Origin of the sequence: Microcoleus sp. D3_18_C4, from assembly GCF_036702355.1 — a bacterium.
Lineage (GTDB): Bacteria > Cyanobacteriota > Cyanobacteriia > Cyanobacteriales > Microcoleaceae > Microcoleus.
In genome coordinates, this window is record NZ_JAUBTF010000002.1 from 81,125 (window position 1) to 106,688 (window position 25,564).

The window sequence follows — 25,564 nt, forward strand, 5'->3', positions numbered from 1 at the left end:
GCGATAGATATAGTCGCGGATTTAAGTTATTTCTGACATCTTGCACCGTTATCAAGAACAGGCAAGATGCCTGTTCCACAAAGACTAAACTTTCTTGTAGAACAGGGATCTTGCCTGTTCATAAAGCCGGATTGATAAGGTGCAATGTGTCAGTTATTTTTGACTTGGTTTATGGATACCTGTTTCATTTTTTATAGTAGCTTATTCGGCTAGCCACGGTATTGCTGAAGTATATTTTATCGCATTTGTTAATTTTCTGGAAATGCTGAGAAGTTATATTCATCCTTTAGCTAGATGACGGTAGTTAAGTGCGGATTGCACGATCGGTTTACCAATTGCAAATTACCAATTACCAAATCGTATATGCCGCAATACTTCGGAAAACTTCAAAAAACCGAACAGCCTTGGTCAACAATCGGTTCGGTAGAATCCATAAATAAAACCGATTCCCTACGGGATAACTGCGCTTCACGCACCTTTCACTTTAATTGCGGCGAAACTTCCCTAAACATCAGCATCCTCGCCCCGAATTTAATCCGAGTGCGAATGTCCCCGACGGGTGAATTCAAAAGCCGATCGCACTCAATAACAGTCCCTGACGAAGAGTGGGAAATTACACCATTTGAAGTGCGAGAAACAGACGAAAAAATAGAAATTGAAACCGCACAAATATTGATTTCCGTAAAGCGCGATCGCACTTCCATCGAATGCTTTGACAAATCGGGAAAACCCTTTGCTAGCGACTGCGATCCCAGTATGGGATGGCGCACCGGCGCAACCGCAGGCTGGAAGCGCATCGAAGCAGACGAGCACTTCTACGGTTTCGGCGAACGCACCGGCTTTCTCGACAAACTCTCCGAAGTCAAGACAAACTGGACAACCGACTCCCTCGACTACAATTCCCTCACCGATGAAATGTACCAGGCGATCGCATTTTACATCGCCCTGAATCCCGATCGCGCTTACGGCATTTTTTTCAACACTACATTTTGGAGTCAATTCGATATCGGCGCCGAACAACCGGGGGTTTTGCGGATGGAAACCAGAGGCCCGGAACTCGACTACTACATCATTTACGGCCCGGAACCCGCCCAAATTATCGCCACCTACACGCAGTTAACCGGCCGGATGCCGCTTCCGCCAAAATGGGCGCTGGGATACCACCAATGCCGCTGGAGCTACGAATCAGAGGACATTGTGCGCGAGTTGGCCAAGGAATTTCGCGATCGGGCGATTCCCTGCGATGTCATCCACCTCGACATCGACTATATGCGCGGCTACCGCGTTTTTACCTGGAGCCCAAAGCGTTTCCCCGATCCCGCGAAACTGATCGCAGACTTGAAAGCAGCGGGTTTTAAGGTTGTCACGATTGTCGATCCCGGTGTCAAGTACGAACCGGAAGCAGATTATGAAATATTCGATCGCGGTGTGGAGAATGACTATTTCGTCCGCACCGCAGAGGGAAAGCTATTCCACGGTTACGTTTGGCCGGACAAAGCGGTGTTTCCCGACTTCCTGCGGCCGGAGGTGCGCCAGTGGTGGGGCGAATTGCACAAAACTCTGACAGATGTTGGGATTGCGGGGATTTGGAACGATATGAACGAACCTGCGATCGCCGAACGGCCTTTTGGTGACGGCGGCGAACACATCAGCTTTCCCCTGGATGCACCGCAAGGCCCGGAATCCGATCGCGCTACCCACGCCCAAACGCACAATTTGTACGGTTTAATGATGGCGAAAGCTTGTGCTGAGGGGTTGCAAAAATTGCGATCGGGCGATCGATCTTTTGTGCTGACGCGATCGGGTTTTGCGGGCGTTCAGCGTTACTCGTCGGTGTGGATGGGCGACAATCAATCGCAGTGGGAACACTTAGAAATGTCGCTACCAATGCTTTGCAATATGGGGCTTTCCGGCGTGGCGTTTGTCGGTTGCGACATCGGCGGCTTTGCGGGGAATGCAACGGCTGAACTGTTCGCGCGGTGGATGCAGGTGGGGATGCTGTATCCCTTGATGCGCGGTCATTCGGCGATGAGTACGGCGCAGCACGAACCGTGGGTTTTTGGCGATCGCACTGAGAAGATTTGCCGCGAATACATCAACTTGCGCTATCAGTTGTTGCCTTATATTTATACGTTGTTTTGGGAAGCTGCGAGGACGGGAACACCGATTTTGCGACCGCTACTGTATCACTTTCCGCGCGATCGGGCAACTTATCACCTTTACGATCAAGTATTACTCGGCCCGTCGCTGATGGCTGCACCTGTTTACCGGCCGGGAGTTGAGCATCGGGCTGTGTATTTGCCGACGGGTACTTGGTACGATTGGTGGACGGGCGAATGCTATCAGGGCCCGACGCACATTTTAGCTTATGCACCTTTGGAGAGAATGCCGCTCTACGTGCGGAGTGGGGGCATAATTGCGATCGCACCTGTGAGGCAATTTGTCAGCGAAGAACCGCTTGATTCATTGAAAATGCGAATTTGGCCCGGAAGCGGTGAATGGACGCTTTATGAGGACGACGGACACAGTTTTGAACATGAAAAAGGTGCGTGGGCAACGAGTAATTACAAAGTGTATTTGGAAGGGGAAAAAATCATCGTTGAAATTGCCGCGCGCGAGGGTCAATTTTTGATATCAGAACGCGAAGTTATTGTGGAAGTTGTTGGCGTTGGCGAACAGCGATTTACAGATGACGGTACGGTGCGGCGTTTGACATTTGGATAACTTTGGCATAAAGCGGTTTATGCTGTGGTGGGATGGATTCAGGGCGATCGCTCGATCTGGCAGAGTTTGAGATGGAAAGGGCGATCGTATCCTGAAAATCTGGTCAGCCTGTGATTCCGGTTTGGTGCGATCGAATTCATCAGCAAGTACAGCAAAACTAAAAAAATGGAAATTAACACCTTGGATGATTTAGATAAACTTGAACTCAAGATTCGTCAGGAAATTAGCAAATACAGGCTAGGTGATGTTTTGTACTCTCTCTATGAAATAAAAGATAGCTTGCGTCCCTTTATAGCTGCGGGAGTTGCCCTATTTGCTATTAGATTTTCCGAGCCTAGCATAGTAAGCCAAAACTATAACTTACTAAACCTTAATACAATTAGAAGACTTGTTTCTGATTACTTACTAGCCGATCCTATAACCTTTGACCAAGAGTTAGAGAATAATTTTATGGGTTCTAATCCCGCTTTTGTGATGTTGAGATTAGCCTGTAGCCAATTTCCATTTGAGGTTAGTGAATTCAGTCAATTTTCAAGACCTATCTTACTTTACCATGAGATTCCCAATAGTTTAGTAGGTAAGGCAGGTATTCCAAAATTCGATATACACAAAGAATTTTTAATTATTAATGGAATTTCTATACCTGAATTTATCAATATTGGATTCGCAGCATCTGCAGTTGCAAGAAATAATTTTTCGTTCTCCTTAAACTGGTTTGAAAAACTGCGCTCACAAGGTATTAGTCTTCTTGATGATAAAGCTATCTCTCAGGCAGTTTACCAGTTAGCAGGCGATCAAGTTAAAATTAAAACCTTGTATGACAAGCGTAAAAACACCGATCGTAGATTTAGAATGTATGATTTTAATCCTCTGCGGACATATCCCCTAGTATTTCCTTGCGGTTTTGGAAATGTGGGACAAGACTTTATGTGCGCTCCACTGCCTGGTTTAATTGATGATAAAATGTCTATCGGTATATATTATCAACTATTTAATAAATTGAAAAACAAGTTTTCTGATTATTTTGGATATGTTTTAGAAGAGTATTTAAAACTTATATTAAATAACTCTATTACTTCACAAAAAAATATTGACATACGCGACTTAGACCTTGGTAATCAATCAAAATCTCCTGATTATGCAATTATTGATGGTAGCGTAGCGATAGTTTTGGAGTGTAAAGCAACCAAATTTACATTAGCTGCTCAAACTATCTCATCTGAAGAGGCGATCAATGATAGTTTGAAACAAGTCATAAAAGGTTTAATACAAATTGATACCTTTATCAAAGCCTGCCAAGCCCGAGCAAGTAATCTAGATGAATTTCATGAATGCAGCAGATTTATGCCAGTGTTAGTTACTCATGAAGAGATGTATTTAATTAATAGTGATGATTTTCGCGCTCACATAAATGAGTTATTGAAAAAGCAACAAATCGTCAATCTAGATTGGCAAATACTCTCAATTGGTGAGCTAGAACGTTTGCAGCCTCATCTAGCAGCGGGCATTCACTTATCTCAAGTGCTTCAAGATTTAAAACACAAAACTTTTAATAGTGTGTTAAAGGAGTTGGCTTCACAAACTCGCAAAACTTTTAAAGATTGTTTCCTCTATCCTAAGCAAAAAGAACTATATCAGCGCCTTGGTATTCCTGACAGAAGTGAAGAGAAAAGTTACTACTGACAACGTAGGATTTTCTTTGTTACAATATACCGTCCGGGGATGACTAGACCCGACACCTACCCACAAATAATGCAACCGATCCAAATTACCACATTCCAAGCTTTGTGGCGCAGCCTGGGCCTGATAATCAAAGCCGCACCAATAGAACTCCGCAATTTAATAATACTCAACATTATCAGCGGTGCTGCCCCCTCTGCCGTCCTATTTTTAGATAAATTAATCATTGATGAAGTATCTCGGTTGCTGTCGCAAACCCAAACAGCACAGCCCTTTGCTTTGATGCTTTCCCGGCCAATCTTGCTGTGGAGTATTGGCGGAGTCTTAAGTCTCAAGTTAGTCGGCGATGCCCTAGACACAATGAACTCTTTTGTCGCGACATCTTTGCGCGATCGCGTTCAAGGCTTTGTCGAAGGAAAAGTCCTCGAAAAAGTCGCGAATTTCGACGATATTGCCCTCTTTGAAAACCCGGAACTATTAAATATAGTAGAACTAGCAAAAAGCGGAGTATCCAAAATACAGCAACTAGCATTTACCATCAGCATGACCATCACGGGAATTTTTATATTTATTCCATCGATAGGCCTTGCTGCTGCAATAGCTTGGTGGGTGCCATTGCTGATGTTAATCTCCTCATCTCCCTCAATTTATACCCAAAGAAAATATAGCAGAATCATCTGGAGAGTTCAAAGAAAGCAAGCTAAAATCAGCCGCGAAATGAACTTATCCGCTAGAGTATTGACTGCCGAAGAATATGCTAAAGAATTGCGTTTGTTTGGCTTGCAGGAACTTTGGCTCAAACGCTGGCAGGAGCAGTTTTTGCAATTTTTTAGCGAGATGCAGCAAATCCGAAAAAAAGGAGCTTTTGTTGTACTTTTCTGGTCGATGTTTAGTAGAATCGGAGTGGCTTTGCCATTTATTTATGTAGTAATGGGAGCTTTGGGTGGTCGCTATACTTTGGGCGATTTAGCGCTCTATTCTGGTTTGATTGTCCAAGTAAAGCAAAGTTTGCAGATGCTGATTAGCACTTCTACTAATTTGTACGATATCTCACTCAGCGTTAGTCCGATTTTTCAACTTTTGGAACTCAAACCAGAATTGCAGTCTCCGCTTGGAGATGTAGCATCTCGCCTGCCTAGTTTACCAGATGGCGAGCAAGATGCCCGCCCCACAAAAGATAAAATTGGCATCGAGATTAAGCATCTATCTTTCTGCTATCCCGGTAGCAATAAAAGCACCGTTGAAGATATCAACTTAACGATTAATCCGGGTGAAATGCTAGTGCTTGTTGGTGAAAATGGCGCGGGTAAAACAACCCTTGGCAAACTCCTCGGCCGCCTGTACGACCCGACAAGTGGTACGATCGACTGGAACGGCAAAGATTTGCGATCGTACTCTCTAGCATACGTGCGATCGCGCATCGCAGTCGTCATGCAAGATTACGCCCGTTTCCCCTCCACAGTCCGCGAAAACGTCGGTTTCGGCGACTTGCTTTCACTCTCAGATGACAGCGCAATTAACGAAGCTATTTCCGAAGCAGGAATTCGCGAAAAAGTCAATAGTCTTTCCGCAGGTTTAGAGACACCGTTGGGGAAACAATTAGAAGACGGCATAGACTTATCGGGGGGACAGTGGCAAAGAATTGCGATCGCCCGCGCCTTAATGCGGCTTTCTACAGCCGAAGTGCTAATTTTTGACGAACCAACCGCCGCCCTCGACCCCAAGACAGAACACGAAATTTACAGCATCTTCCGCCAAATAGCCGCCGGGAAAACAACAATAGTCATCAGTCACAGATTGGGATTAGCAAAAATTGCTGATCGTATCGCCGTCATGGAAAACGGTAAAATAGCAGAAATAGGAACTCACGACGAATTGATAGCATCAAACGGAATTTACTGCTCAATGTTCACCCGTCAAGCTAGCAGCTATATTTAGAGTTAAACAAACAGTCTGCCAGGGGTTAAAACCCCTGTCTCATAGCGAAAGTCGGTTTCAACCGACTGGGGAGATATTGCAATGCTTGTTCAAAAATGTGTCTTTCAGTCCTCTTTGAGAGGACTTTTGCTATGAGACGGGGGTTTTCAACCCCCGGCGGACTTGTGGGTTAGGGTGGGGAATTTGGCGCGGGTGATTGTGATCAATTATCGCGGATTTGCGCTCTAATTTCTCTCGTTAGGTGGTGAGAAACCAAGTTTCTGCGACAATGTTCAGTTGAGTACGAGAAATATCGCAAGAAACCCGGTTCCTGGGATTAGCTGCGTGGCGAGAAACCGGGTTTCTGCCACAATTTTCCGCCTCGCACGAGAAATATCGGAAGAAACCCGGTTTCTGAGTGTGCGATCTTTTTGAGAAAATTGTCAGAAAGTGCGAGTTATAATAAAACCAACCTAGTTGGCGATAATATCAACGATGGAAACTATAACTCTCAACCTACCTGCAGCCGTCGCTTTAACCGACGAACAATTTTATCAATTGTCCATCGCTAATGAAGAGTGGCGATTAGAACAAACCCCCGAAGGAGAACTAATTATTATGCCTCCAACAGGCGGCGAAAGCGGCATCAGAAATTCCGATCTCAACCTACGAGTCGGCTTGTGGAATGAACGGACTCAATTAGGAAAAGTCTTTGACTCTTCCACCGTCTTTCAATTACCTAACGGTGCGAAGCGTTCTCCCGATGTTTCTTGGGTACTCCGAGAACGCTGGGAAGCATTATCTGCAGAAGATAAGCGCAGGTTTCCTCCCCTGTGCCCGGACTTTGTAATTGAATTGCGTTCCCAAACTGATTCCCTAGAAACCTTGCGGGCTAAAATGCGGTATTATCGAACTAACGGCTGTCGCTTAGGTTGGCTAATTGACCCCCAAACGCCTTTAGTAGAAATCTATCGCTTGTCTGAAGAGGTAGCAGAAGTTATTCATTTCTCTTTTGACCAACCGCCTACACTTTCGGGTGAAGATGTACTTCCCGGATTTCTTCTAGATATTACACCTATTCTCAATCCTTGAATCTAGATCCAGAACTGTCGCCCAAGTGGCGAGAAACCGGGTTTCTGCGACAATTTGGGTTGAGTGCGAGAAATAAGGGAAGAAACCCGGTTTCTGAGATGAGCCTCCATCCACAAAAATGATGAGCAATTATCTCCCCGTCAACGTATCCCCGTAAGGATCGGGCAAAGCTTGCTGCACTTCAAGCGACAAAGAATCTCCCGTCACCGGTTGGCTAATCAAATTTTTTTTTACCCCATCCCCCCGGCGATCGCGCTCTTGCAGCTTCAGCAATTCCTCTTGATAAACAGCAACAATTCGCCCTAAACTCAGCACCAAATCATCCCAATTATCATCTCCCACCAACTTCTCAGAAATTCCCTCAAATAACTCTCCCGCTTGCCTTTTTTGAACATAAGCTTTCAAAAGCTTTCCCGACTTTTGCAAAACGGCCTGATAAATATCCCCATCCGACCACCACAGCCCCTGTTGACTCAGCAGCCAAGTCAAAATATACTCGCGAGCGTGTTGCTCCTTCACCCAGGCCGCGAGATACTGCAAATCTTCCATAGTTAAAACAGTCTCCTCAATTTTCCTCAAAATGTCCGCTTGTTTGTATCTACCGTTACCGCGATCGACATAATACCTGCCTTATCATCACCTGCCCGCGTCATTAATATCCCTTAAATCTTAAAAAAACCCTACTGATTTACCAAACAGCAATTCTGAGAATATAAAAATAAACCTAAACCTCCTAGGTCTATTGTCCAATACTTTTAGTCCACCGGAAAGCGGTACACCCCGCCTCGCTTTCCTCTCTCGCAAACCTATCATCAAGCGGGAACAACCAGCGGGTTATTAGCATGACAAAGCAAAATTTTGGTTTAATCGGTCTAGCAGTGATGGGCGAAAACCTAGCGCTCAACGTCGAAAGCAGAGGCTTCTCCGTGGCTGTATACAACCGCACCGCAGCCAAAACCGACGACTTCATGGCCCTACGCGCCCCCGGCAAGAACATTGTAGCCGCCAAGACTCTGACAGAATTCGTCGATGCCCTAGAAACCCCACGCCGAATCTTAGTCATGGTGCAAGCTGGGAAACCCGTAGATGCGGTCATCGACCAGCTCAAACCCATGCTGTCACCGGGCGACATGATTATTGACGGGGGCAACTCGCTCTACGACGACACCGAACGGCGCACCAAAGATTTAGAATCGATGGGACTGGGATTTGTCGGCATGGGCATCAGCGGCGGCGAAGAAGGCGCGCTGAATGGTGCTAGCTTGATGCCCGGTGGCACCCGCACTGCTTACGGTCTACTAGAGCCAATTCTCACCAAAATTGCCGCTCAAGTAGATGACGGCCCCTGCGTCACATTCATCGGCCCCGGTGGCGCTGGCCACTACGTGAAGATGGTTCACAACGGTATTGAGTACGGGGATATGCAGCTCATTGCTGAAGCCTACGATTTGCTCAAAAACGTTGGTGGATTGAACGGCCAGCAATTGCAGGAAGTTTTTGCCGAATGGAATACAACAGACGAACTCAACTCGTTTTTGATTGAAATTACGGCTAACATTTTCAAGTACATTGACCCGGAAACTAAGCAACCCTTAGTTGAGGTAATTATGGACGCAGCCGGGCAAAAAGGTACCGGCCGCTGGACTGTAATGAGTGCTTTGGAATTGGGCGTGAGCATTCCCACAATTATCGCTGCTGTGAATGCGAGAATCATGTCTTCTTATAAAGCAGAGCGCGTCAAAGCTTCCCAAGAACTGACGGGGCCTAGCGGCAAGTACGAAGGCGATACTAAAGAGTTTGTGAACAAAGTTCGGGATGCGCTTTACTGCTCGAAGATTTGCTCCTACGCGCAAGGTATGGCACTTTTGAGCGCGGCCTCGAAGTCGTACAACTATGACTTGAGTTTGAGCGAAATTTCCCGAATTTGGAAAGGTGGCTGTATTATTCGGGCTGGCTTTTTAGACAAGATTAAAACAGCTTTCAAGGACGACCCCACGCTGCCGAATTTGCTGTTAGCGCCGGAGTTCAAACAGAGCATTCTCGATCGCCAATCAGCTTGGCGAGACGTGTTAGCTACTGCTTGCCAACTGGGGATTGCAGTGCCAGCCTTTAGCGCCTCGCTGGACTATTTCGACAGCTATCGGCGCGAAAGATTGCCGCAAAACCTCACGCAAGCTCAGCGGGATTATTTCGGGGCTCACACCTACGAACGCACCGACAAACCGCGCGGTGAATTCTTCCACTCTGAGTGGACGCAGACTGCTAAAGAGTCGCTGCAAACTGGTAGTACGGACTAATTAATTTTTGTAGGGTGCGTTTCGGCGCACCTTACTAATTATTCTGGGGTTGCAAATTGTTTTGACGTTTTTTTTCGAGATAGTTTTTAATATATTCGTCGTTAAAGAGCGATGGCGTCGTTTGTAGTAATCTATGTAATTTTATGAAACCTTTTATAGTAAAAGCCGCTGCAGTTTTCGGTGTGATTGCAACATCGGTATTGGATACATTGAAAGAAGAAGAGTCAAGAAAACGTTTATTAGACAGTGGTATTCTGGAAGTAGATGAAATGACGGGAAAAGAGTTTGAAAATTTTCTATATCTTTATTTTATAAACTTTGGTTATAGTGTTAATTTAACTCAAGATAGTCAAGATTATGGGGCGGATTTAATTTTATACAAAGATGGCTCAAAAACTGTGGTTCAAGCGAAAAGAAGCAAAAATCCAGTTGGTATTAAAGCAGTTCAAGAAGTAGCAGGAGCCGTCAGACATTACAAAGGGAATAAAGGCAGAGTCATCACCAACAACAGATTTACGGAAAATGCTTACAACCTTGCTGAATCTAACGACATAGAGTTATGGGATAGAAAAAGACTCATCGAATTCATCCTGACAGCTAAGAATTGTAAATAATTGATCTACCAAAGTAAGTTATATATAAAAGATGCACTGCTTTCTTAGTATCTTTAATTTCACTTATTCATCATGCTACAAATTTCTAATACTGTGTTCATTCCTGATGGCGAAATCGAGATTAGTGCGATTCGCTCTCAAGGCGCGGGGGGGCAAAATGTAAATAAGGTGGCGAGTGCGATTCACTTGCGCTTTGATATCCCAGCTTCCTCATTGCCCGATCGCTACAAGGAGCGTTTGTTGCAAATCAACGACCAGCGCATCACCTCCGAAGGTGTGATTGTCATCAAGGCCCAGGAACACCGCAGCCAGGAACAAAACCGGGAGGAGGCTTTGAGACGGCTGCAAGAACTGATTAAAAGTGCGATCGTCATACCGAAAAGGCGCAAACCCAGCAAAGCAACTCGTAGTTCCCAGCGCAAGCGTCTCGACAGCAAAACCAAGCGAGGGCAGATTAAAGCTTTGAGAGGGAAAGTCACGGATTGATCGATGAAAGGTCGATCGGGCTTTTTGACTTTTTAGTTATAGCCTTAGTATTTTCCGAGCTTGGGTGCATGACTCAAACCCGTTTCCCTAGACATTTCCGAACCCCTGCGGGTTAGTTGTCGTTCGGCGAGGGCTCACGACTTGGTAAGTCATCGGGAATTTTGGTTACGTCTAATCCTAAAAGCTCAAACATAGTTTTTAGAGAAACCTGGTACAGGTTAGCCAGTGCAGCTACGTTTTCAACAGTTGGCAGGGACTTTCCTGATTCCCAGTCAGCTTGCATCCGCTCAGAAACGCCGATATGTTGTTTGACTTGAGGGCGGGTTAGACCAGCTTGTTCTCTGAGAAGCCTTAATGGAGACTTTTCCTTTTCTTGCGAATTTTCTGCCACAATACATGAAGCTTGTTTCACGGCTTCTAGCTTCTTGACCTCCGCCGAAAGATGAAGTACACTTAATGCTTGTAGGTCATCGGGAATTTTGGCTACGTCTAATCCCATACATCTAGCAAGTGTTTTTAGAGGTACGCCTAGCTCGCGCGCCAGAGCAATGACGCGATCGAAGCGCGGAATGGATTCTCCTCGTTCCCAATCGCCAATAATGCGAATTCCTACCCCCATTCGACGACTAAGTTCAGGTTGGGTCAAATTTGCACTTTCTCTAAGGTTTTTCAAGGTTATGGTTTCTTGATCTTTAGCTTCCATCAATTATAGCAGTTAATTGCTAGCAAAATAGTGCTTGACAAAATTGAAATCTGGCACTAAACTGCTAGTAGATAGGCAAAACAAAGGCAACCGGGCGAGCCTCCAAGGTCAAAATGCAGGTTTGAAGAACTGCCTTATTTGTAGCGTCTATCAATTGTGCTTGCATACCCAAGCGTATTTTCGGGGGTTGGGCGCATACCTCAAGCCCCTTTTTTCTCAACGCCGAGGAGGTGGTGCTATGTAAAAGGTCGATCGACCTCACAAGACAGCCCAACTCAAAATTGTATCAGCAGTAATAATTTTTTAACTGTTGGTTTAATTTAATTGCTAATTCGGCCCAAAGCTCTCTGGAAGTTCATCGATTTTTTCTATTTTTAGTTCTCGGCAAATAGCTTTCAACTGAAAGAGAGAAAATTTTGGTTCTGTGGCTCCAGATATCCATCTATGATACGTGGCCCGGGGAATCCCGCATCTAAAAGCAAACTCATCTTGTGATAAGTCTGTTTTGTTGATTCTTAGGGCTTCCAATGGTGAATTGCCCTCCTGTCTTCGTTCTTTTCTTGATGACATTGTAACATAAATCTCAAATTGAGATGTCATACTTGACAAATTTAAATCGACATCTCATAATGAGACACAAGTGACAGAACAAAAGCTGGTCGGTCAGGCCGAACAGCCAAAACCTGCAGTTTTGAATAACCGCCTTGAGGTGATGCCATGTAAAAGGTCGATCGACCTCACAAGACAGCCCAACTCAAAATTGTATCAAAGATATAGACCAAAACTTCTCCTTTGCGATCGCACAACTTCCGTGCTATCGTGCCCTTTCTCGAACCATTCCAGATCATGTCCACATCAATTGACAACTTCTACCTAGGCGATGTCGCCTCCAACTTTCACTTTGCAGGCCCGCTGCTAGACTTTGAAGAAGAAATCCAGAATCAATCTCCCTTTCACGATTTAGACTATCTGACAGGCGAAATTAAAAGGGGATTCCTAGACTACGTGCGTCAAGGAATCATGCTGGACGCGATCCGAAAGCTGCGATTGTACAAAGACAAGTTCAAAACTTTTAAAAGTTACTGCGAACAAGCATTAGGTCGGCAATATTTTTACTGCACACAAATTATCAAAGCTGCGAGTATTTGCCTGCGCTTAATTAAAGCAGGATTTGAGATTTTGCCTAGCTGCGTTGCTCAAGTTGTCCCTTTGTTCAAACACGCAATTACCGACCAATATGGCGACTGTCGTTTACAGGAAAAGTGGCAAGAAGTTGTCGATGTCATACCAAAAGAAAGGATTACCGCAGTAACTATTGCCGAAACCGTTGACAACAATCCCAACCTCCGGCTCAAACAAATTCGCATAAAAACCGACACCTACGCCCTTTTAACGAAAAAAGCAGCCGCAGCCGGACTGTCAATTTCGGAATTTTTGGCAAGGTTGGTTGGCGAATACAATCCCAGCAATTTAGAGCAGCCAGCGGAACATACTCCCGAACAAGAGGAGATTTTAGACCAATTAGACGCGGAGTTTAAGAAGCCGGCCACGGAACAGACTTCAACTTCTGCCCCAAAAAAAGTTAAGTCTAAAGGTTTTGGAGTCAAAGTTGAGCCTAAAGGTGGTAAAAGGGAAGTGAAGGCGAAAACTTCGGAAAGGGAAGTTAAGGCAAAAACTTCGGAAGGTGAAGTTAAGTTCAAAAATCGGCAAACTGAAATCCAAGCCGAGAAACAGTCGAATTCATTTAATGAGAAAAATCATGAAGTCATCTGCCCAAAATCCAATCATGCGTCAACTGAAATTAATGGAGGCTCAACTGAACGAAATTCAGTGCCACCTTATTAAAGCCAGTGTGTTGAATTGGTGGCAAATAGTTTTGCCTGACGGACAGAAAATTGCGATCGAGCACGCGGGCGGCGGACACTGGGTTTTTCGGGCGAACGGGCTTGAGAAATCTCATCCAGAAGTGCGGCTAGCGGTGTTGAAGGCGATCGCCCAAGGCTGTCACAGGTAAGTTACGGCTAAGGACACGGCGCAGTGCCGTGTCCTTAGATCGACTGGCGATCGGATTTGATATGATTTGGGGATGTAGGAGCAGATAAACACAGATTAATGCAGATTAATTATATCAATCACGGATGGTGCAAGCGAAATTAATATTACTCGATTTGATGAAGCAATAGCTCAATTGTCTCCACTAACGTTTCAGGATCGACAGGCTTGGGAAGATGCCTTTGAAATCCGGCTGCTAGTGCTTGCTGTTGATTTGTCTCACCTGCATACGCTGTCAGGGCGATCGCGGGAATCTCTCCTCCTTCCTGTGTCGATAGTTGTCGGATTTGACCAATCAACTTATAGCCATCGATTTGTGGCATTCCAATATCAGCAATCAAAACATCTGGCTTAAATTTAGTGAGCTTTTGTAGCGCATCCGTTGCTGAAGATACAGAGATCACGGTCGCTCCCGCTTGCTCCAAAATACATTGAACTAACTCTAAATTGTCTACTTCGTCATCGACGGCCAGGATACATAATCTAGCCAAGGGTGAAGTGTGAGCATTGAGTGTTCGATGATCATTGCGATCGCTGTTTGCATCATTGCTTCTGGCTAATAAAGGAAGTGTGACAGTAAATGTTGCTCCCTGTCCTTCTCCACAACTTTCGGCTTTGACAATTCCACCATGTAGCTCAACGACGTGACGCACGATCGCTAATCCCAGCCCTAACCCACCAAAGGTTCTCGTAATACTGCTATCAGCTTGTCGAAATGTGTCAAAGACATAGGGAATAAATTCTGGCTTAATCCCTTTTCCTGTATCCCTGACTTGAATTTGAGCATAGGAATCAATCGTTTTTAGCTCAACTTCAACTCTACCTCCAGTTGGGGTGAACTTAATGGCATTCGTGAGCAAATTCCAGACAACCTGTTGCAATCGGGTAGCATCTCCTAACACATCGCCGACATTGGGTTCTAGCTGAGTTTGAATTTGAAGGTTTTTCGCTTCGGCGGCTAAACTAACTGTTTCGATCGCGGCTTTAAGAGTTGTTTTCAAATTAATAGGAGTAGAGTTCAAACTCAGCTTCCCTTGCAGAATCCGAGAAATATCCAGCAAATCCTCAATCAGTTGAACTTGCAACTGGGTATTGCGTTCAATGGTTTCGAGAGCTACCGCCGTCTTGCCAGAATCCAGGGTTCCCCTTCGCAGCAGCCGAGTCCAACCCAGAATCGGATTCAACGGAGTTCGCAATTCGTGCGACAAGACAGCTAAGAACTCATCTTTAATTCGGTTAGCTGCTTCTGCTTGTGTCCGTGCTTGCGATTCTGACTCGTAGAGCCGTGCTCGGTCGATCGACTGCGCCGACTGCTGTGCCAATGCCAAAACGAAAGCCCGATCGCTCTCGGAGAGCTGGGGAACGGTCGAAAAACCGAGCGAGAGCCCACCAGCGGCTTGTCCTTCAATCAACAATGGCACGGAAATCCAGGCTTCTGAACCAGCCTTGGCATAAGCTTCAGCTAAATGAGGATAACGGGCAATTCGGTTTTCAATAGTTTCTACCCAAACAGGTTGCCCACTTCGCACAGCTTCTGCCAGAGGATAGGGTGCATGAATTGAAAAACTGCGCTGAAATTCTCCTATATGCTCATACCCGATCGCTTGAATAATCTCCAGTTCGCTCGCATCCTGGTTTAATACGGCAACCAAACCAGAACTTGCTCCGAGTGCGGACATTCCCTGTTCAATAATCACCTGAGCCACTTGAGCCGAGGTTAGCGATTCAGACAAAGCTGTCATCACCGCCAGCAGTCGAGCCGTCCGGTTAGCAGCGAGGTCGGCGGCTAATTTCGCTTGTTGTGTTTCATTATAGAGACGAGCATTATCAATGGCGATTGCTGCTCGCTGAGCCAAATCTTCAGCCAAAGGAATGTCTTCCAGGCGATAGCGGCGATCGGATTCAGTAAACACAAAGGTAATGCTACCCAACACCCGCCCGCGTGCCTGTAGCGGTGCAATGATGCAGGACTTTAACCCAACTCCACGTAAGATTTCCAGGTATTCAGCATTCGGCACTGTGGCAACTAACTGTTCATCTGTAATCTCAATCCCAATTTCAATCTGTCCTGTTTGCATGACTTTAGCAATGCCATACGCATCATCGAGATGTCTGGGAAAGCGTTGAGCCAACTCCCAGCCAAATTTCACTTTTTCGGGATCTGAATGAGCAACTGCAACCCGACCAATTGTGCGATCGTCATTCAGCAGATCGACACTACACCAATCTGCAAAATAAGGAACTGCCAGCTTTGCAACGCTTTGGAGAGTTTGTTCATACTCTAGCGAAGAGGAAAGGACAGCACTCACTTGGGCTAAAAATGCTGATTGTTGTTGAGAATTCTCTGCTAAAGCACGGGCTGCCTGTTCTTGAACAAGCTGTACTCGTTCGTCTTCGGTTTGCTTGCGTTCCGTAATGTCGCTGAAAGCAGCAATAATATTGATAAGTTGTCCCTCTGCGTCAAACAAAGGGGAAGCATTGATCGAGAGAATCGTGCGAGTTCCATCGGCATGGCTAATGGCCTGTTCAATACCATAAACAGGCTCACCTGTTTGCATCACCCGTGCAAACGGCAGTTCATCTTCTGGGAAAGGATGACCCTCCACGGTTGTAATGATCCAGGATGGATCGTTATAGCCTCGATCCACAAGGTCGCTGCGAGTTAATCTTAAAATCCTCTCTGCTGCCCTATTTGCGGCTATAATCTCTCCCGTAGAATCTAGAATAGTGATGCCATCAGGAATAGTTTGGAAGATGCTGGATAATTGCGCTTCACCCTCACGCAGAGCATTTTCTGCCTGCTTGCGTTGTGTAATGTCGTGCATCACAACAACTGCACCCTGTTTTTCGCCGTTGGCAGCAATAATTGCCTGTCCAGTTGCTAACAGCATTCGTGCAGTTCCCTGCTGCGGAACAATCATCATTTCCACATCACGAACGTTGTGTCCTTGCAATGCCTGGAACAGGGGAATATCCTCTGTATTCATGGGTGTTTTGCCATCGGGCAAATACAAGTTATAATACTGGGCCCATTGAGGCGGTGGAACCGGCTGCTGAGGTAATCCATGAAAATCTTTAGCTGCTTGGTTAAATACCGTCAATATGCCATCGGCATCGCAAGCGACAATGCCAGCTTGAACGTTGTGTAGAATTGCCTTCAAAAAGTCCTGTTCTTTCTGAAGAGTGGCTTCTACCTGCTGGCACTTGGCGATTTCGGCTTTCAATTGTCGATCTAGTTGAGATGTTTGAGTTGTGTCTTGGAAGTAAATAAGTAAGCCATCTTCACTCTTGATGAGGCGAATTCTCAACCACTTGTTGACTGAGGGGTAATGTTCTTCAAACTCGATCGCCGTTGGCGTTACGATCGCTCGATGACAATACTTATATAGCTCAGAGGTAAGATCGACCGAAAATATAGTCCATATATTTTTGCCGATTAGGTGTTGCTGCTTACTGTTTAAAAGCTCCTCTGCTTTATGGTTGACATAGGTGCAGTGCCAATCTGAATTAATAGAAATAAAGGCCTCAGCCATGTGATCGACTATCACCGCAAATCGTCGCGCTTCGAGTGCTTGGCAGTCCGTACATAGCTCTTGAGGAAAATTTACAGTAAGCTCTTCTCGCTCGTTCAAGGAGTGTGTACGTTCTACATTCATTGCGGTTAGTCCTGCCTATTTACCTATTATGCCAGCTATTGTTAGGGAATCAAGATATAATATGCCCAAAACCTAAGTCATTCAGTATTTAAGCACAGGGGCGATCGCCACTCATAGGACAGCACTGCTAAAAATTCGTCTTGAATCCGGTTAGCGGCTTCTGCTTGTTAGCGTGCAAGGCGATCGCGTTCTCACAGTGGTTCACTTTCTTGTTCTGCTTGCTTGCGCTTTGTTCACGAATGGGGATGGTGCCGACGAGAATCGGGCTAGCGTTTCTTTAACACCTAACTCCTGCAAACTACGCAACTACTCAGCAACAGCCTCGACAAAACGTGGCAACTATACTAAATCTCTGGCCTAGACATATTCTGTCATTCCTAATTGAGAATGCCAAATCTACCAGTTTGGTTGTAGAAACAACAAAACCCGCTTTGTGGGCGGGTTTTAGGTATGGACAGAAATGGACTCGAACCGCTGACCCCTACAATGGCATTGTAGTGCTCTAACCAACTGAGCTATGCGATCGCCTCATACCAATTTACTATGAAGCTGCATTTAATATAACGCTAAGGATATAGTTCCAACCAAAAAGACATCAGCCTCATTTAGTGTATCTTCATAGTGAATTGGTATCAGCACTTATCCACCGTTAAAAATTTGCTTAGCGGTCAATTTTAACTCTGGAAACACCGCTGATTCAATTCTTTCATCTCCCCGAAACAGCTTAATTTGATACTCACCATCTACTAACTGATAAACCGATAAAGTAGGCTGTTTGGGATAACCAATATAACGGCTACCCCCTAAGCCCAAATAATCTACAATCCCATATTCAGGAATGCTTAATGCTTCATAATCAATCATTTTATGTGCATAATCATCGCGCCAATTTGTGCTGACTACTGCAATAACTAATTTGACCGAATTTTCCTGAGTAATAACTGATTCTCTTTCCCATCAAGACTCATTGGCTTCAACGGCTTGTTTATCTAATACAATCACATCGGGATCGTAGCCAGAGTGATCGCTAAATTTAATTTTAGATTCCTTGGGAATAAACGAAGGAAGTTGTAATCGCCGGATTTCTAAACCCAATTCTATCGCTTGAAAACCCGCGCTGGATGAATGCTTACCAGTTGGATTTGGCATTTAAACCATAAATCCGTTATGCAATTCATAACGTCCGTTTTCTGGTTTTCCTTCCAGAAATTCATCAAAACTCCTGAACTTCGATATCGCTTGAGTCATGGTAAAGTCTCCCATGCTCTAATATCATTTGATTTTGATGCAGTAGGGTGCGTCAGATTTTTAAATTCATGATCTAACTAATAGGTTAATTGTCGAGCGAAAGACAAAACTCTCGGTAGGAGGGCAAACCTAAAACTCTTGATTTATAAATGATTGAAATTCATGGACACAACTGGACTCGAACCAGTGACCCCTACGATGTCAACGTAGTGCTCTAACCAACTGAGCTATGCGTCCTCACGAATTCCTAATGTAGCAGAACATTCGATCGCCTGTCAAGCATAAATATAAGATTTTTTAGACGGACACTCTTGACATCGCCCCTAATGCCCAATCCCCCGCCAAATCCTCACAGTTCGATCGCCCGCACCGCTAGCCAAACTCCCCCCATCACGACTAAACGCCACCGACAAAACCTCCCCCCCGTGGCCCGTCAGAATTTCCAGCAAACCCCCCGTACCCGCATCCCACAAATAAATCGTGCCATCCCGACTCCCCGTCGCCAAAACCCGACCATCGGGACTCAACGCCACACACAAAACATCCCCAGAATTGTCCCTCATACTCCGCAACAGCGTCCCTCGCCCCTGTGCATCCACCCGCCACAGCTTCGCCGTACCATCCCGACTCCCCGTCGCTAGAATCAATCCTTCTCCTACTCCCCCCCTTACCAAGGGGGGGCTGGGGGAGTTCGGGGCAAAAACGATCGCCCGCACCCAATCCCCGTGCTCCGCCAGAGTACAAATCGATCGACCCTTTTGCCAATCCCACAACTGCACAGTCTTGTCCCGACTCCCACTAGCTAAAAACTCCCCGCCAGGACTAAAAGCCACAGCCTCCACCCCGCCAGCGTGACCAGTCAAAGCCGACATCGGCCTTCCCTTATTCAAATTCCACAACTGCACAGTTTTGTCCCGACTGCCGCTAGCCAAAACCTGACCATCCCGACTAAACGCCACAGCATAAACCCTGTCAGAATGACCCGTGAGAGTGTACCACCACTTACCCTTATTCAAATCCCAAATTTGAATTGTTTTGTCCCGGCCGCCACTAGCCAAAGTAGCGCCATCAGGACTAAAAGCCACACAAGTCACCCAGTCAGAATGACCAGTGAGAGTGTACCACCGCCTACCAGTCTCCAACTTCCACATCTCAATCGTCTTGTCCTCACTGCCGCTAGCTAAAGTCGCGCCATCTGGACTGAAAGCTACCGACGTAACAGCATTAGAATGCCCTACCAGAGTATGAACACACCTCCAAGTAGGCGCGCGTGCGGGTACAACCCGCTGCATCGGCGGCACAGGTATGATTGTGCCTGCAACCGTTGGTGGCACTGCATTCTGCACCACAGGCGTTCTCTGCGGCACGGGAATTTTAGGCGGTGGTAGGGGCGGTGTCCCCATGCCCGCCCCCGCCGACTGAGGCTGCAAATCTTTCAATACCTCAGCTACAGATTTGTAGCGCCGACTGAGACTCGATTCGATCATTTTGTCGAGGATGCGACTTAATTTCGGATCAATTGGAACCTTCAAAAAGTCTCGCCAAACCCAAACATCTTGATTAATATCAAACAAATCAAAAGGAGATATTTGAGTTAGCAAATAAATGCAAGTTACTCCCAAACTGTACAAATCACTGGCATAAACCGCTTGACCTCTAATTTGTTCCGGCGCCACGAATTCGGGAGAACCGATGACTGTACCGGTTTGTCTCAAACCCTCCACAAGTTTTGCAGCGCCAAAATCAACTAAAACTAATTCGCCCGTTAATGTGGGGTAAGTATAAATGATGGGAGGTTGAGAAATGCGGCGGCGGATAATATTGGGCGGTTTAATATCTCGGTGAATTACACTGCGATCGTGCACGAACTGCAATACTGGCAATAAATCCTTCAGCAGACTGAGAATTTTACTTTCGCTGAAAGGTCCAGTCCGCGCCAACTCTTCCTGTAAATTCTGACCTTCTATAAATTCCTGTACCAAATACTGATAACGTTCCTGCTGAAAGTGCGCTAGCAGTTCGGGAATTTGCGGGTGTTTCCCCAATTCGTCCAGCCGCACCGCTTCTCGGTTGAATAATTCTGCTGCTTTTTCGCTGCTGCTGGTACCTTGAGATAGCGGGAAAAACTGTTTAATTGCACAGCGGGGTTTTGAGGGTTTGTCTTGGTCTATTGCTAAAAAAGTGCGACCAAAACCGCCGCGCCCCAGGGGTTTGATGGCGCGGTAACGCTCTCTCAGCAACAGTTTGGAGCCGCAATTCAGGCAGAATTGGGTACGATCGGCATTTTGCGGGTTTTGACAAGCGGGGTTTAGGCAGTAACTCATAACTGAACCGAGAAGGAATCAGCAGCACCTCTCTATGATACTGAGGCCGGGGGGCGATCGACTCTCGCGTTACAATTAAAAACCACAGGACTTTAGTCCTCAGAATTTAAGATGTGGCTTTTACTTTCAGAGCATACTCTTTAAACCTTTCCAAATCAGCCTGAATTGTCGATTCAACCACGCGGCCCAGAAATAGGTTATCCATCAATTTTCCCAGCCAGCCGGGAATTCCGTAAGCCACTGTCAGCTTGACGATACTGCTGTCTTTGCGATCGTAAAATCTTACCGCACCTCGATTTGGCAAACCGTCTACCGATTCCCACTGAATTATCTGATTCGGCACTAATTTGAGAATCCGAGAAAGCCAGCTAAATTCTAACCCGCCAGTTGCGAGTTTCCAGCGAGACAACTCTGGATCTTCTTCGAGAACATGAACAGATTCTATCCACTTCATCCAGCGCGGCATTTGCTCTAAATCTGACCAGAGTTGCCACGCTAATTCGATGGGAATTGCCACTTCTACTTGGACGCTGTGTTCTAACCAATCAGTCATGGGATTTTAGATTTTAGATTTTAGATTTTAGATTGAAGAATTGTTTGTTTCTTGTTACCAGGCTCTGCCTGGTAACGCAGATCCAGAGGCTCCGCCTCGCTTTTCCTCTAGAATACTGGAGGCAGAGCCTCCTGATCGGCATTCCCAGGGCGAGCCTGGGAACGAGAGAAAACGAGAGAGGACTAATGACTAATGACTGTAAGCTTCGAGAATTGCCTTAGCCGCTTGATGGCCTGAAAGTGTCGCTCCTTCCATGCTATCAATGTAGTCTTGCTGAGTGTAACTTCCTGCTAGAAAGAAATTGGCGATCGGCGTTTTTTGAGCAGGGCGGAAAACATCCATTCCCGGTGCTTCGCGATACAAAGATTGAGCGAGCTTAACTACACTGTACCAAGTCATGTTTAATTCCCGCGCTGACGGGAATAAATCCTGAACTTGCTTAAGTACGTGTTGGGCGATCGCCTCATTGCTTTGTTTAATAAACGGATCGCCCGGTGTCAGCACCAACTGCAACAGCGAACCTTTTCCTTCTTGATAATAATCTTTGGGACTTGTCAGTGCCAAATCTGCAAAACAGGAAAAATCTGCATCTGCTGAATATAGCAAATTATCGATTCCTACAGCGTGGCTCAACTGTTTGCGCTTAGCTTCGTCTTCCAGTTCCGTTACCCAACCGTCGAACCGCAATTGTACTGTAGCAACCGGCACCGCATCTAATTGATAAATGTTATCAAATTCTGACCATTTGCGCCAAGCTGGGGGCAATATTTTCTGAATTCCAGGCACATCTAATGCAAAAACATAAGCGTCTGCGGTAATATTTTCTTCTGTTTCGCCGTTAGCTACTAGCAAGCCTGTTACGCGGGTTTCTTCGCCTTCTTCAAACTGAATTTCTCGGACTCTGCGCCGCGTGTGAATTTTCGTTCCTTTGCTTTCCAAATATTCCACAATGGGTTTGTGCAAATATTCGTTGGGAGAACCAGCCAGCATCCGCATGACAGAGGCTTCGGTTTTTGATGCAAAGAATTGAAATATTGTCAACATACACCGGGCTGAAATATTTTCAGTGTCGATAAAACCCAGTGCGTAGGCGATCGGATTCCACATTCTTTTGAGCGAGTTTTGGTTGCCACCTTGACTGCGGAACCAGTCAGCGAAGCTAATTTTATCCAAATCGCGGATAGTTTTCATCGCTCCTTCAAAGTCTATCAAACCCCGGACGATCGGGCTAGTTCCCAGGGCGATCGCATTTTGAATTTTGTCTTGTACGGATAGCTGGGATGTCGTGAAAAATGCCTTCAATCCGTGCAAAGGAGCACCCACCGGAAAGCGAAAATCTAAAGAACCGGTTTCGCCGCCTCGATTGATAAAAGTGTGGACGTGTTCTTTGAGGAGCAAATCGTCAAATGCTCCCACTTTTTTCATCAGAGCAAATAAGTTATAATAGCAGCCGAAGAAAACGTGCAAACCCATTTCAACGTGATTGCCGTCGGGATCTACCCAACTTCCGACTTTGCCGCCGACAAAGGGGCGGGATTCAAAAATTTCTACTTCGTGGCCGGCCTCCACTAAATCGACTGCTGTGGTCATTCCAGCCAGTCCCGCACCTGCGATCGCAACCCGCATTTTACCTATCCTTTACAGTATTTTTACAAATTGTAACAAAATTTAGAATTTCCGAAGCATTCAAAGTTCATAAATGCCGATCGACATTTGTATAGCCCTCTGAATTCTTGCTAGGACATCGGCACTAATTTGACCGTAAGGGTCTTGTTCCAGATAAGTCTTTTGGACAGCTAGAATTTGGTCGCAGACAGCCAGCGAGTCAGATTCTAACCCTCCTTCACCGTGCCGTAATCAAAACCCTAGTCGGAGTTTCGCCCCCTCTCAAATCGCTAGTAAAAGGGACAATCAGTACAGTACGGCTCAATTCATTCCGGCTATCTATGGAAACGACAGCAACAGGACGCTTTTTGCTATCTCCGATCGTTCGCAAAGCTCTAACAAGATAAACTTCGCCTTGTCGCGGATAAGCTTCTGTCATTGTATCAAAGACCTTCCTCTATTAAAATTTCTTCCATTTGTTCCTGAGCAAATGTTGCCCATTCTTCCTCAAACTCAATATCTTCTTGGCTGCGGTTTTGATAAAACTTCCGCAACTTATCTTCTATTTGCTTAGCGTACCAGAGACGGAGAGCTTGTTCGATCGCCTCCGTCCAATCATCAGTAAGCTGATCTATTTTCTCCGCGAATTCAGCATCAAGGGTGACTAACACTTCTCGCTTTTCAGTAGAATTTGACATAATCATTTTCCTTGCTAATTCAAATAAAAAAAATGACTGATGACGGTTGACTGCTGACTAATGTTGTTGGTTGGTGGTTATTGGTTATTAGCAGTCCCAAGCAATTAACAACTGCCAACTGCCAACTGCCAACTGCCAACAGTCAACTGCCAACAGTCAACTAACTTTAAAACATCGGCATCAACTGAAGCGGCCCAATTCCCAACTCTTTAGCAGACACCCAGCGCACCTCAAGCAAAGCGATCATATCCTTAAACTGAGGCTGACCGCGAGAAGCACCCATCAACCCTTTAGCAATAATCAAACCGCACCAACCGTTGGTTAATTTACAGCGGCGATCCCACTTCTTGCGAGCTTCTTGATGCACCGGATCGTCTTCATTAAACTCCCCAAACAAATACAGCTCCCCATTTTTGGTTTGCAAAATACCCAAGTCGTATTGCTCATCCTGAAACGGATTTTCGCCCGGATTAAAACCAATCCCCTTCACACCTCCAGCTTCTTTCAAATCCTGAATCATAGTTTTTGCCTTCGGATGAGAAGTTTGGATCATCACCACCGGCAAACCATCTCCGGCGGCATTAATATCAATTTCTGCACCTTGGTGAAACTGGACACTTTGGCGCAGGAAATCTACCGTTTCCCAAGGTACGGCGCCGAGACTCAAAAATGAATTTTGCGGCACCAAATCGTCCCGCAGCAGTGGCTTGTCAAATTCATCATCATCGTCATCATCGTCATCATCGTCATCACCGAGCATCTGTAATAATTCGTCTGACACATCCGGCATCGTGGAAACTTTAACGGATACCTGTTGAATTTCTCCGTCAGACTGCGGAACAGAGATGCGGTAGCGGCTGCTAAGAGTGGGAAAAGTATCTGATCCCAATTTCCGGCGACCGTTGCGGAAAAAGCGGTGAAATGCTTCGAGAGCAACTAACATCGTGAGGGCTTCTTCTTCGTAAAGAATCGATCGCAATCCTTCTAAAGGATGTAGGTTGCCGAAATTTGGTTCAATTTCCGATGGAGGCAAATCGGCTAAATCAATTTCGTCCTCGTCGTCGTCCTCATCAATATCTGCTGCACTTTCAAAGGTAACAAACAAACAGTCTTGCCCTAAAAAAGCCTGTTCTAAATCTTCAAAAGATTCATCGTTGACGACTCGTTCTCGAAACCGTTTCAAGGATTCTAGAGAACGGTAAAGTAAAACTCCGTAATCCATTCTGCCTTGGCCCAATACGGACACGTAGAGGCTGGCGACATCCCACTGATTGATTTCAATAGATATAATTTGGTGTTCGCTCAAAGTCCGCCACGGAGCATCTTGCCAAATTTGAGCAGCTTTTTCCATTAAAACTTCAGCATACTGAGGAGGCAACTCAGGAGGTCTGTTGATGGCGACCTCTTCCATACCGCGAAATATTTCGTCAATTAAGGGCAATTCCGGCACGTAGTCAATGGAAATGCCTAAATCTTGAAGTACGCCCCGCAGATAAAATTGAATTTCTCGGTTTTTGACTACTATTTTTTGGGGGCGGACTGCGGGAGCCGGACTTTGGGGATGTTCCATTGCCCGTAGCAGGGCCCGGACGATCGCCTCTGGGCCGGCATCTGGGCCTACCATGTCCATAGCCCTCACGACTCCCTCGGAGCCATCGACCCAGAGAATGCACTCGCCACCACCTTCTAGAATGTCATCGTCATCTAGCATCATGTGCGAGTCAGCATTAGATAAGGGTCGGCGATCGCCCTCCCACACGCTGGGAATTTGAGGTAAGTTTTGTAGCCGACGAAGAGTAGAGCGATTCAGCGCTGCCATAGAGTAAGCCCGTTGGGTGAAGCATTGTTGCGGTGCCGGTAGCCGGTCAACCGCTGCTTCTCAATCATAAACCCTATAGGGGGAGAGGACATCAAG

19 protein-coding genes, 2 tRNA genes and 1 pseudogene are annotated in these 25,564 nt (G+C 45.9%); 9 read left to right on the plus strand and 13 right to left on the minus strand.

Annotated elements, in window-relative coordinates; genetic code table 11:
• Positions 1-363 precede the first annotated feature (363 nt).
• The 4 genes from QUA90_RS01280 to QUA90_RS01295 all read left to right on the plus strand — a co-directional run bounded on the left by QUA90_RS01280 (position 364) and on the right by QUA90_RS01295 (position 7,413).
• Positions 364-2,724, plus strand: coding sequence for a glycoside hydrolase family 31 protein (locus QUA90_RS01280; protein WP_333443470.1), 2,361 nt, complete (start codon positions 364-366; stop codon positions 2,722-2,724).
• Positions 2,725-2,889: 165 nt separating this feature from the next.
• A complete protein-coding gene (locus QUA90_RS01285) occupies positions 2,890-4,407 on the plus strand; it encodes a hypothetical protein (RefSeq protein ID WP_333443472.1) in 1,518 nt (505 codons plus the stop codon).
• Positions 4,408-4,476: 69 nt separating this feature from the next.
• Entirely contained in the window at positions 4,477-6,342 is a 1,866-nt protein-coding gene (locus QUA90_RS01290; protein WP_333443474.1) for an ABC transporter ATP-binding protein, read from the plus strand.
• A 474-nt stretch (positions 6,343-6,816) separates the two neighbouring features.
• Positions 6,817-7,413, plus strand: a complete 597-nt coding sequence (locus QUA90_RS01295; protein ID WP_333443476.1) for a Uma2 family endonuclease — start codon at positions 6,817-6,819, stop codon at positions 7,411-7,413.
• Between the two features lie 129 nt (positions 7,414-7,542).
• On the opposite strand, the gene QUA90_RS01300 is transcribed toward QUA90_RS01295, so the two are convergent.
• Positions 7,543-7,962: a hypothetical protein gene (locus QUA90_RS01300; RefSeq protein ID WP_333443478.1), complete on the minus strand. Its 420-nt coding sequence runs from the start codon at positions 7,960-7,962 to the stop codon at positions 7,543-7,545.
• 293 nt (positions 7,963-8,255) lie between these two features.
• On the opposite strand from QUA90_RS01300, the gene gnd reads away from it, so the two are divergent.
• From gnd to arfB, 3 genes are all read left to right on the plus strand, one after another.
• Positions 8,256-9,710: a decarboxylating NADP(+)-dependent phosphogluconate dehydrogenase gene (gene gnd, locus QUA90_RS01305; protein ID WP_333443480.1), complete on the plus strand. Its 1,455-nt coding sequence runs from the start codon at positions 8,256-8,258 to the stop codon at positions 9,708-9,710.
• Positions 9,711-9,853: 143 nt separating this feature from the next.
• Positions 9,854-10,324 carry a restriction endonuclease gene (locus tag QUA90_RS01310; RefSeq protein WP_333443482.1) on the plus strand — a complete coding sequence of 157 codons (471 nt, stop codon included), beginning with the start codon at positions 9,854-9,856 and terminating at the stop codon, positions 10,322-10,324.
• A gap of 72 nt (positions 10,325-10,396) precedes the next feature.
• Positions 10,397-10,810, plus strand: coding sequence for an alternative ribosome rescue aminoacyl-tRNA hydrolase ArfB (arfB, locus tag QUA90_RS01315; RefSeq protein ID WP_333102661.1), 414 nt, complete (start codon positions 10,397-10,399; stop codon positions 10,808-10,810).
• 112 nt (positions 10,811-10,922) lie between these two features.
• Here arfB and QUA90_RS01320 read toward each other — a convergent pair whose 3' ends face one another.
• Positions 10,923-11,513, minus strand: a complete 591-nt coding sequence (locus tag QUA90_RS01320) for a helix-turn-helix transcriptional regulator (RefSeq protein WP_333084219.1) — start codon at positions 11,511-11,513, stop codon at positions 10,923-10,925.
• 327 nt (positions 11,514-11,840) lie between these two features.
• Positions 11,841-12,113: a helix-turn-helix transcriptional regulator gene (locus QUA90_RS01325; protein WP_333038831.1), complete on the minus strand. Its 273-nt coding sequence runs from the start codon at positions 12,111-12,113 to the stop codon at positions 11,841-11,843.
• 246 nt (positions 12,114-12,359) lie between these two features.
• Between QUA90_RS01325 and QUA90_RS01330 the strand changes: the two genes are divergently transcribed.
• Positions 12,360-13,358 carry a hypothetical protein gene (locus tag QUA90_RS01330; RefSeq protein ID WP_333443484.1) on the plus strand — a complete coding sequence of 333 codons (999 nt, stop codon included), beginning with the start codon at positions 12,360-12,362 and terminating at the stop codon, positions 13,356-13,358.
• The gene (locus QUA90_RS01335; RefSeq protein ID WP_333443487.1) at positions 13,300-13,527 is read left to right on the plus strand and encodes a hypothetical protein; all 228 of its coding nucleotides are present in this window, start codon (positions 13,300-13,302) and stop codon (positions 13,525-13,527) included. Before QUA90_RS01330 ends, QUA90_RS01335 begins: the two co-directional genes overlap by 59 nt.
• 145 nt (positions 13,528-13,672) lie before the next feature.
• Here QUA90_RS01335 and QUA90_RS01340 read toward each other — a convergent pair whose 3' ends face one another.
• From QUA90_RS01340 to QUA90_RS01390, 10 genes and pseudogenes are all read right to left on the minus strand, one after another.
• On the minus strand, positions 13,673-17,221 hold the full coding sequence (locus QUA90_RS01340; protein WP_333443489.1) for a PAS domain S-box protein: 3,549 nt from the start codon (positions 17,219-17,221) through the stop codon (positions 13,673-13,675).
• Positions 17,222-17,672: 451 nt separating this feature from the next.
• A tRNA-Gly gene (locus QUA90_RS01345) sits at positions 17,673-17,740 on the minus strand.
• A gap of 120 nt (positions 17,741-17,860) precedes the next feature.
• Positions 17,861-18,469: pseudogene (locus QUA90_RS01350) on the minus strand (Uma2 family endonuclease).
• Positions 18,470-18,632: 163 nt separating this feature from the next.
• Positions 18,633-18,706 (minus strand) — tRNA-Val (locus QUA90_RS01355).
• An 86-nt stretch (positions 18,707-18,792) separates the two neighbouring features.
• On the minus strand, positions 18,793-20,793 hold the full coding sequence (locus tag QUA90_RS01360; RefSeq protein WP_333443492.1) for a serine/threonine-protein kinase: 2,001 nt from the start codon (positions 20,791-20,793) through the stop codon (positions 18,793-18,795).
• Between the two features lie 106 nt (positions 20,794-20,899).
• The gene (locus tag QUA90_RS01365; protein WP_015175311.1) at positions 20,900-21,346 is read right to left on the minus strand and encodes an SRPBCC family protein; all 447 of its coding nucleotides are present in this window, start codon (positions 21,344-21,346) and stop codon (positions 20,900-20,902) included.
• A 189-nt stretch (positions 21,347-21,535) separates the two neighbouring features.
• A complete protein-coding gene (gene zds, locus QUA90_RS01370) occupies positions 21,536-22,972 on the minus strand; it encodes a 9,9'-di-cis-zeta-carotene desaturase (RefSeq protein ID WP_333443494.1) in 1,437 nt (478 codons plus the stop codon).
• A gap of 217 nt (positions 22,973-23,189) precedes the next feature.
• Positions 23,190-23,390 (minus strand): type II toxin-antitoxin system PemK/MazF family toxin, encoded by a 201-nt coding sequence (locus QUA90_RS01380; RefSeq protein ID WP_333386332.1) that lies wholly within the window; start codon positions 23,388-23,390, stop codon positions 23,190-23,192.
• A gap of 4 nt (positions 23,391-23,394) precedes the next feature.
• Positions 23,395-23,649, minus strand: coding sequence for a hypothetical protein (locus QUA90_RS01385; protein WP_333386335.1), 255 nt, complete (start codon positions 23,647-23,649; stop codon positions 23,395-23,397).
• Positions 23,650-23,815: 166 nt separating this feature from the next.
• Positions 23,816-25,468 carry a DUF6930 domain-containing protein gene (locus QUA90_RS01390; protein WP_333443495.1) on the minus strand — a complete coding sequence of 551 codons (1,653 nt, stop codon included), beginning with the start codon at positions 25,466-25,468 and terminating at the stop codon, positions 23,816-23,818.
• Positions 25,469-25,564: the final 96 nt, after the last annotated feature.

Excerpts from the sequence above, each read along its gene's own strand:
- QUA90_RS01280 (WP_333443470.1), top strand. The coding sequence starts at position 364 with ATGCCGCAATACTTCGGAAAACTTCAAAAAACCGAACAGCCTTGGTCA.
- QUA90_RS01285 (WP_333443472.1), top strand. The coding sequence starts at position 2,890 with ATGGAAATTAACACCTTGGATGATTTAGATAAACTTGAACTCAAGATT.
- QUA90_RS01290 (WP_333443474.1), top strand. The coding sequence starts at position 4,477 with ATGCAACCGATCCAAATTACCACATTCCAAGCTTTGTGGCGCAGCCTG.
- QUA90_RS01295 (WP_333443476.1), top strand. The coding sequence starts at position 6,817 with ATGGAAACTATAACTCTCAACCTACCTGCAGCCGTCGCTTTAACCGAC.
- QUA90_RS01300 (WP_333443478.1), bottom strand. The coding sequence starts at position 7,962 with ATGGAAGATTTGCAGTATCTCGCGGCCTGGGTGAAGGAGCAACACGCT.
- gnd (WP_333443480.1), top strand. The coding sequence starts at position 8,256 with ATGACAAAGCAAAATTTTGGTTTAATCGGTCTAGCAGTGATGGGCGAA.
- QUA90_RS01310 (WP_333443482.1), top strand. The coding sequence starts at position 9,854 with ATGAAACCTTTTATAGTAAAAGCCGCTGCAGTTTTCGGTGTGATTGCA.
- arfB (WP_333102661.1), top strand. The coding sequence starts at position 10,397 with ATGCTACAAATTTCTAATACTGTGTTCATTCCTGATGGCGAAATCGAG.
- QUA90_RS01320 (WP_333084219.1), bottom strand. The coding sequence starts at position 11,513 with ATGGAAGCTAAAGATCAAGAAACCATAACCTTGAAAAACCTTAGAGAA.
- QUA90_RS01325 (WP_333038831.1), bottom strand. The coding sequence starts at position 12,113 with ATGACATCTCAATTTGAGATTTATGTTACAATGTCATCAAGAAAAGAA.
- QUA90_RS01330 (WP_333443484.1), top strand. The coding sequence starts at position 12,360 with ATGTCCACATCAATTGACAACTTCTACCTAGGCGATGTCGCCTCCAAC.
- QUA90_RS01335 (WP_333443487.1), top strand. The coding sequence starts at position 13,300 with ATGCGTCAACTGAAATTAATGGAGGCTCAACTGAACGAAATTCAGTGC.
- QUA90_RS01340 (WP_333443489.1), bottom strand. The coding sequence starts at position 17,221 with ATGAATGTAGAACGTACACACTCCTTGAACGAGCGAGAAGAGCTTACT.
- QUA90_RS01360 (WP_333443492.1), bottom strand. The coding sequence starts at position 20,793 with ATGAGTTACTGCCTAAACCCCGCTTGTCAAAACCCGCAAAATGCCGAT.
- QUA90_RS01365 (WP_015175311.1), bottom strand. The coding sequence starts at position 21,346 with ATGACTGATTGGTTAGAACACAGCGTCCAAGTAGAAGTGGCAATTCCC.
- zds (WP_333443494.1), bottom strand. The coding sequence starts at position 22,972 with ATGCGGGTTGCGATCGCAGGTGCGGGACTGGCTGGAATGACCACAGCA.
- QUA90_RS01380 (WP_333386332.1), bottom strand. The coding sequence starts at position 23,390 with ATGACAGAAGCTTATCCGCGACAAGGCGAAGTTTATCTTGTTAGAGCT.
- QUA90_RS01385 (WP_333386335.1), bottom strand. The coding sequence starts at position 23,649 with ATGTCAAATTCTACTGAAAAGCGAGAAGTGTTAGTCACCCTTGATGCT.
- QUA90_RS01390 (WP_333443495.1), bottom strand. The coding sequence starts at position 25,468 with ATGGCAGCGCTGAATCGCTCTACTCTTCGTCGGCTACAAAACTTACCT.